We start from the raw sequence: 5,939 nt of genomic DNA on the forward strand, positions 1-5,939 counted from the left end.
GGTTGAGAACTACTTTGCCAAGATCAAGGAATTCCGGGGCATCGCCACCCGCTACGACAAGACCGATACCAGCTACGCCGCAAACTTGAACCTCGCCGCCACCATCATTGCCATGCGCTAATTGTCAACAGGCCCTAGTGCACCCGCCGGCGGCGGCCCCGTTGGGTTTGGGACTGCAGCAGGGGATCGTCGTCGAAAAGCTCGGCCAGCTTGTCCATCATGGCGCCGCCCAATTGTTCGGCGTCGACGATGGTTACGGCGCGGCGGTAGTAGCGCGTGACGTCGTGGCCGATGCCGATGGCCACCAGCTCGATCGGCGAGCGCGCCTCGATCATTTGGATGACCTGGCGCAAGTGCCGGTCGAGATAGTTGCCGGGATTGACCGAAAGCGTCGAATCGTCGACCGGCGCACCGTCGGAGATGACCATCAGAATGCGCCGCTGCTCGGGCCGGGCCAGCAGCCGGGCGTGCGACCACAGCAGCGCCTCGCCGTCGATGTTCTCCTTCAAGAGGCCTTCGCGCAACATCAGACCCAGGTTCTTGCGGGCCCGGCGCCAGGGCTCGTCGGCGCTTTTGTAGACGATGTGGCGGAGATCGTTGAGGCGGCCCGGGTTGGGCAGCTTGCCCTCGGTCAGCCAGCGTTCGCGCGATTGGCCGCCCTTCCAGGCCCGGGTGGTGAAGCCCAGGATCTCGACGCTCACGGCGCAGCGCTCGAGCGTGCGGGCCAGGACGTCGGCGCACATGGCGGCGACGCTGATGGGGCGGCCGCGCATGGAGCCCGAATTGTCGATCAGCAGCGTCACCACGGTGTCGCGGAAGTCGGTCTCCTTTTCCTGCTTGTAGCTCAGCGGATTGAGCGGATTGACCACCACCCGGGCCAGGCGGCCGGCATCCAGGATGCCTTCGTCCAGGTCGAAAGCCCAGGAGCGCTGCTGCTTGGCCAGCAGGCGGCGCTGAAGGCGGTTGGCCAGCCGCGAGACGACGTTGTGCAGGTGCTGGATCTGCTGGTCGAGGTGATTGCGCAGCCGCGCCAGCTCCTCGGGCTCGCAAAGTTCGGGGGCGTAGACGACCTCGTCATAAAGCGTCGAATAGGCCCGGTAAGGGGGCTCGCCGGGGGCATTCCCGAGCGGGCCATCGGGCCACCAGGGCTGGCGCGAGCGGCCGGGCTCCTCGTCGCCCTCGCCGGCCGGCATGTATTCCTCGCCCAGCGTGCCGTCGGCCTCGCCGTCGACGTCGCCCTCGGCTTCGCTCATCTCGTCGCCCTGGGCCGCCATGGCATCGGGCGACGAGCCTTCGCCGTCGACGTCCTCGCCCTCGCTGTCGTCCTCGCTGTCCTGGTCGTCGGGCGCCTCGTCGCTGTCGTCGCCCTCCCATTCCTCGGCCAGGTCGAGGTGGGCGATCATGCGCCTGGCGACCTGGCTGAAGGCGTCCTGGTCGGCCGCCGCCGCGGTCAGGGCCTCGAGATCGGTGGCCGCCTTGTCGTCGATCAGCGGCTGCCAGAGCTCGACCAGTTGACCGGCCGCGGACGGCACCTGACGGCCGGTCAGGCGCTGGCGCAGCATCAGGCGCACGGCCTCGGCCAGCGGCGCCTCGGAGCGATCGTTGAGCTGGGCGAAGCCCTGGCTGCGGCAATGGCTTTCGAGGGCGGCATCGAGGTTCTGGGCGACGCCGGTCATGCGGTTGGCGCCGATGGCCTCGACGCGGGCAATCTCGAGCGAATCGTAGACGGCCCGGGCATCGCCGCCGCTGGGCAGCCGCCGGGCGTGCATCTCGGGGTCGTGGTGGCGCTGCTTCAGCGCCAGCTGGTCCGCGATGCCGCGGATCTCGTCGATCTCGCCGGCCTCCAGCTCGCGTGAGGGCTGGGGCAAGCGTGCCGTGCCCTGCACCAGCCCCGGCGCCTCGGCACCAAAGCTGACCTCGAGCTCGGCCTCTTCGGCGATGGCCCGGGTGGCCGCGGCGACGGCGCGCTTGAAGGGCTCGACGGGGCTTTCGGGCTGGCTCACGTCAGGCTCACGCCAGGGTCATGTCCCAGGGTCACGTCAGAGTCGCCTGGGCCGCCGATTCCGGCAGATCCTCGCCCAGGCAGCGCTGGTAGTATTCGGCCACCGAGGCGCGCTCGACCTCGTCGCACTTGTTGAGGAAGGTGAGGCGGAAGGCGAAGCCGATGTCGTCGAAGATGCTGGCGTTCTCGGCCCAGTGGATCACCGTGCGCGGCGACATGACGGTGGAAATGTCACCGTTGACGAAACCGGCCCGGGTGAGGTCGGCGACGTTGACCATGGCGGCCAGGGTCTTGCGGCCCTCGGCGTTGTCGTACTCGGGCACCTTGGCCAGCACGATGCCGCATTCGGCCTCGTGCTCGAGGTAGTTGAGGGTGGCGACGATGTTCCAACGGTCCATCTGGCCCTGGTTGATCTGCTGGGTGCCGTGGTAGAGGCCGGTGGTGTCGCCCAGCCCGATGGTGTTGGTGGTGGAAAACAGCCGAAAGGAGGGATGCGGGCGGATGATCCTGTTCTGGTCGAGGAGGGTGAGCTTGCCCTCGGCCTCCAGGGCGCGCTGGATCACGAACATGACGTCGGGACGGCCGGCGTCGTATTCGTCGAAGCAGATGGCGGTGGCGGATTGCAGCGCCCAGGGCAGCATGCCTTCGCGGAACTCGGTGATCTGCTGGTTGTCGCGGATGACGATGGCATCCTTGCCAATCAGGTCGATGCGGCTGATGTGGCTGTCCAGATTGATCCGGATGCAGGCCCAGTTGAGCCGCGCCGCCACCTGCTCGACATGGGTCGACTTGCCGGTGCCGTGGTAGCCCTGAATCATGACTCGGCGGTTGTGGGCAAAGCCGGCCAGGATGGCCAGCGTGGTGTCGTGGTCGAATTGATAGGCCTCGTCGATATCGGGAACCAGCTCGTGGGCCTGCGAGAACGCCGGCACTTCGAAATCGCTGTCGAGGCCGAACAGCTGGCGTACCGACACCTTGATGTCAGGCATTCCTGTGGGGCGCGTGTCGGCGTCTTCAAAGGTCTCCACCGTGGTCATCTAGCGAAACTTCCTGTTTGGGGGTTGTCGTGAGGTGGTTTTGGCGATCGTCCGCGGCGGACCGCAAATCAACAGTAGCCGCAGGTCAGCAGATGGGCGTAGGCCTGATTGACCTCTTTGAGTCTGTCCTCGGCCTCTCGATCACCACCGTTGGCGTCGGGATGATACTTCTTGGCGAGCGATTTGTAACGCGCCTTGATGTCGTCCAGCGTGGTGTCGGCAGCCAGGTTCAAAAGCGCCAAGGCGTGGCGTTCCTCGGGCGCCAGGGAGCGGCCGTCGGGGCGGCGTTCGTCATCCTCGGCCCGGCCCTGGGCCCGGCCGGCGGCGGCATGGCTCTCGAGGATGCCGAGCTCGTCGTAGATCGGCGCCTTGAAGTGGCTGGGATCGTCGCCAAAACGCCAGGTCGGCCGGTGCCAGGTCACCGAACTTTGCTGGTAGCGCTCGATCTCGTCTTGGCTCATGCCTTCGAAATAGTTCCAAGAGGCGTTGTAGGCGCGCACGTGTTCGAGGCAGAACCAGAAGTGATGCCCCAAATCGCGCGGCGAGCGCGGCGCCCGATAGTCGCCAGCGGCGGCGCAATCGGGGTGGTCGCAAAGGCGCACCTCGGCGGCCGATCTCTGCCTGACGCTGATCCTCGACATGGGTTCGATTATGAAATGGCAGCCGGTAGGGCGCAAGCGGTCCATCTGGCGGTTGATCCCGGCCACCCGCTCCCGCTTTTTGATTAAGAGGCGCCCGGCCACCCGCTCCCCAAAAGTACAGCGGCCCGGGACAAGCCCGGGCCACAAGGAACAAAAAGTACAGCGGCCCGGGACAAGCCCGGGCCGCTGGGGAGGAGCGGCGGACGTGATTTGGGGCCATCCGCCGCGGGGAGTCTGTTGCCGCTGGTCGAAGCCGCCTATTTCTCGACCAGCGCCCGAGCCAGCGAGCTCAGTGCCTGCTGGTGGCGCTCGTTGGCGATCAGGGAAAAATTGCGGGCCAATTCGAGGCACATGCGTTGGCGCTGCGGCACCGGCCGCTCGTCGGTCTCTTCCAGACCTTCGAAAAAGAAGCCGACGCTGACCTGCAGGGTCTGGGCGATGTCGTAGAGGCGGCCGGCCGACACACGGTTGATGCCGCGTTCGTACTTGTGCGCTTGCTGGTAGGTGACGCCAATCAGCCCCGCCAACTCGAGCTGGGTCAGGCCCAACAGCACGCGGCGTTCGCGGACGCGGGCGCCGACATGGGCGTCGACCTCGCGGGTGGTCAGTCGGCGGCCGCTGCCGTTGCCTTTGCGGGCTTGGATCTCGCTGTTCTGGGCCAAAGCATCCATGGTCATGTTTCCAGTTTCCAGGCTTCCATTGCTGGGCTCCCAGGATCTGGGAGAGGCGGCTCCGTGGGGTTCAACGGCAGGTCACCGGTGACGATTTATCCAAGACCCTAAATGAGGAATTATTTAATTGCAAGTTAGAATTTGTCGCATTAAAAATTAATGTAAGTCAAATACTTAGGCTCCAGGCCTTGGGTCGGGAGCAAAAAAATAGCCGAGCTTCCCGCTACGGTATGGCCCGGCAGTGCTGTTGCCGGCTGGCGCGAAAGAGCAATGCTTGACCTGGCCCCGCTCGGCGCCCACCTTGTGTTTGGCAAGAAATTCTCCGGAGCACAGCGATGCCGGTTGGCCAGATCATGAGGCACAAGCTCGAGACGGCCTTCAAGCCGCGACGCCTGGAGGTGATCGACTGCTCGGCCCGCCACGCCGGCCACGCCGGAGCCCGGCCGGGCGGCGAAAGCCACTTCGACGTCGTCGTGGTTTCCCAAAGCTTCAGCGGTATGGGTCGCGTCGCCCGCCAACGCCTGGTCTACCAGGTCTTGGCCGAGGAACTGGCGGCCGGCCTGCACGCCCTTGCGCTGACCACCCTGACGCCGGTCGAGGACTCTGGTTGAGGGGTTTCCCGCCGCCGGCCAATCTGCTTCGAGAACTACTTGCGCGACAACTCGTCAAACTGGGATTGCAGCGATTCGAGCTTCTTCTTGAGGTCGTCGATGTCGTCGATGTCGTCGCTGCCGCCGCTGCCGCCGCTGGCTGGATCGGCCGCCGCGGCTTTGCCCTGGCCAGCGTCAGCGCTACCGCCATCACCCTGGCGGAAGGGGTTGAAGAGCTCCATGGCCTGCTGGAACATGGCCATGTTCTGGCGCCCCATATCCTCGAAAGTGGCGAAGGGGAAACTGCCGCCGAAGGCCTTGGCCATCTGCTCGCGCATGCTGTCCTGGTTGTGGCTGAAGGATTCCATCGAGAGATCGAGGTATTGCGGCAGCACGCCCTGCAGGCTGTCGCCGTAGAAGCTGATCAATTGGCGCAGGAAGTTGATGGGCAGCAGGTTGGGGCCCCTGCTTTCCTCCTCGAAGATGATCTGGGTCAGCACCGAACGCGTGATGTCGTCGCCGGTGCGGGCATCGAAGACCACGAAATCCTGGCCGTCCTTGACCATCTGGCTTAGCCGGTCGAGGGTCACGTAGCTTGACGTAGCGGTGTTGTAGAGCCGCCGGTTGGCGTATTTCTTGATGACGATGCGGTCGTCGTCCGGGGTTTTCTCGGCCACGTTCGGCTTCCGTTTTGCAGCGCGAAAATGCGTTCGCAGTGCAACATAATGGGCATCTTTTGCTGCAACGCGCAAGTGCCGTTGTGCAGCGCGATATTTCGAAAATAGCGGCCTAGTACCCATAGGGTACCATTGATGGGTGGTTGGCAGGGGGAGCGGGTGGCCGGGGGTCCTAACTCGCGACATGGGTAACAGTTCAAACTATCGGCAGGGAGGAGCTGCCGATGCCTTGGACGGAGACCTGTGCAATGAATGAGAGGATGTGTTTCGTGTCGGCTTATCTTGACGGTGCCGAGAGCATCAGCGCCTTGTGCCGTGAGT

Annotated in this window: 7 protein-coding genes; 2 read left to right on the top strand and 5 right to left on the bottom strand. The window is 64.9% G+C overall.

Going from position 1 to position 5,939, the window contains the following annotated elements; translation table 11 throughout:
* The coding region (locus QGG75_16360; GenBank protein ID MDP6068807.1) for an IS5/IS1182 family transposase at positions 1-121 on the top strand (121 nt) is incomplete at its 5' end.
* A gap of 13 nt (positions 122-134) precedes the next feature.
* On the opposite strand, the gene cobT is transcribed toward QGG75_16360, so the two are convergent.
* From cobT to QGG75_16380, 4 genes are all read right to left on the bottom strand, one after another.
* Complete coding sequence (gene cobT / locus QGG75_16365; protein MDP6068808.1) at positions 135-2,003, bottom strand: cobaltochelatase subunit CobT; 1,869 nt, start codon at positions 2,001-2,003, stop codon at positions 135-137.
* 31 nt (positions 2,004-2,034) lie between these two features.
* Positions 2,035-3,039 (bottom strand): cobaltochelatase subunit CobS, encoded by a 1,005-nt coding sequence (gene cobS, locus QGG75_16370; GenBank protein MDP6068809.1) that lies wholly within the window; start codon positions 3,037-3,039, stop codon positions 2,035-2,037.
* 68 nt (positions 3,040-3,107) lie between these two features.
* Entirely contained in the window at positions 3,108-3,680 is a 573-nt protein-coding gene (locus QGG75_16375) for a DnaJ domain-containing protein (protein MDP6068810.1), read from the bottom strand.
* A gap of 257 nt (positions 3,681-3,937) precedes the next feature.
* Entirely contained in the window at positions 3,938-4,357 is a 420-nt protein-coding gene (locus QGG75_16380; protein MDP6068811.1) for a helix-turn-helix transcriptional regulator, read from the bottom strand.
* A gap of 329 nt (positions 4,358-4,686) precedes the next feature.
* On the opposite strand from QGG75_16380, the gene QGG75_16385 reads away from it, so the two are divergent.
* Positions 4,687-4,962, top strand: coding sequence for a BolA family protein (locus QGG75_16385; GenBank protein ID MDP6068812.1), 276 nt, complete (start codon positions 4,687-4,689; stop codon positions 4,960-4,962).
* Between the two features lie 35 nt (positions 4,963-4,997).
* On the opposite strand, the gene phaR is transcribed toward QGG75_16385, so the two are convergent.
* On the bottom strand, positions 4,998-5,618 hold the full coding sequence (phaR, locus tag QGG75_16390) for a polyhydroxyalkanoate synthesis repressor PhaR (GenBank protein ID MDP6068813.1): 621 nt from the start codon (positions 5,616-5,618) through the stop codon (positions 4,998-5,000).
* Positions 5,619-5,939: the final 321 nt, after the last annotated feature.

Source organism: Alphaproteobacteria bacterium (genome assembly GCA_030740435.1).
Lineage (GTDB): Bacteria > Pseudomonadota > Alphaproteobacteria > UBA2966 > UBA2966.

Bases quoted from the DNA above. Each gene is read 5' to 3' on its own strand.
- QGG75_16375 (MDP6068810.1), bottom strand. From the start codon at position 3,680: ATGTCGAGGATCAGCGTCAGGCAGAGATCGGCCGCCGAGGTGCGCCTT.
- QGG75_16380 (MDP6068811.1), bottom strand. From the start codon at position 4,357: ATGACCATGGATGCTTTGGCCCAGAACAGCGAGATCCAAGCCCGCAAA.
- cobS (MDP6068809.1), bottom strand. From the start codon at position 3,039: ATGACCACGGTGGAGACCTTTGAAGACGCCGACACGCGCCCCACAGGA.
- QGG75_16385 (MDP6068812.1), top strand. From the start codon at position 4,687: ATGCCGGTTGGCCAGATCATGAGGCACAAGCTCGAGACGGCCTTCAAG.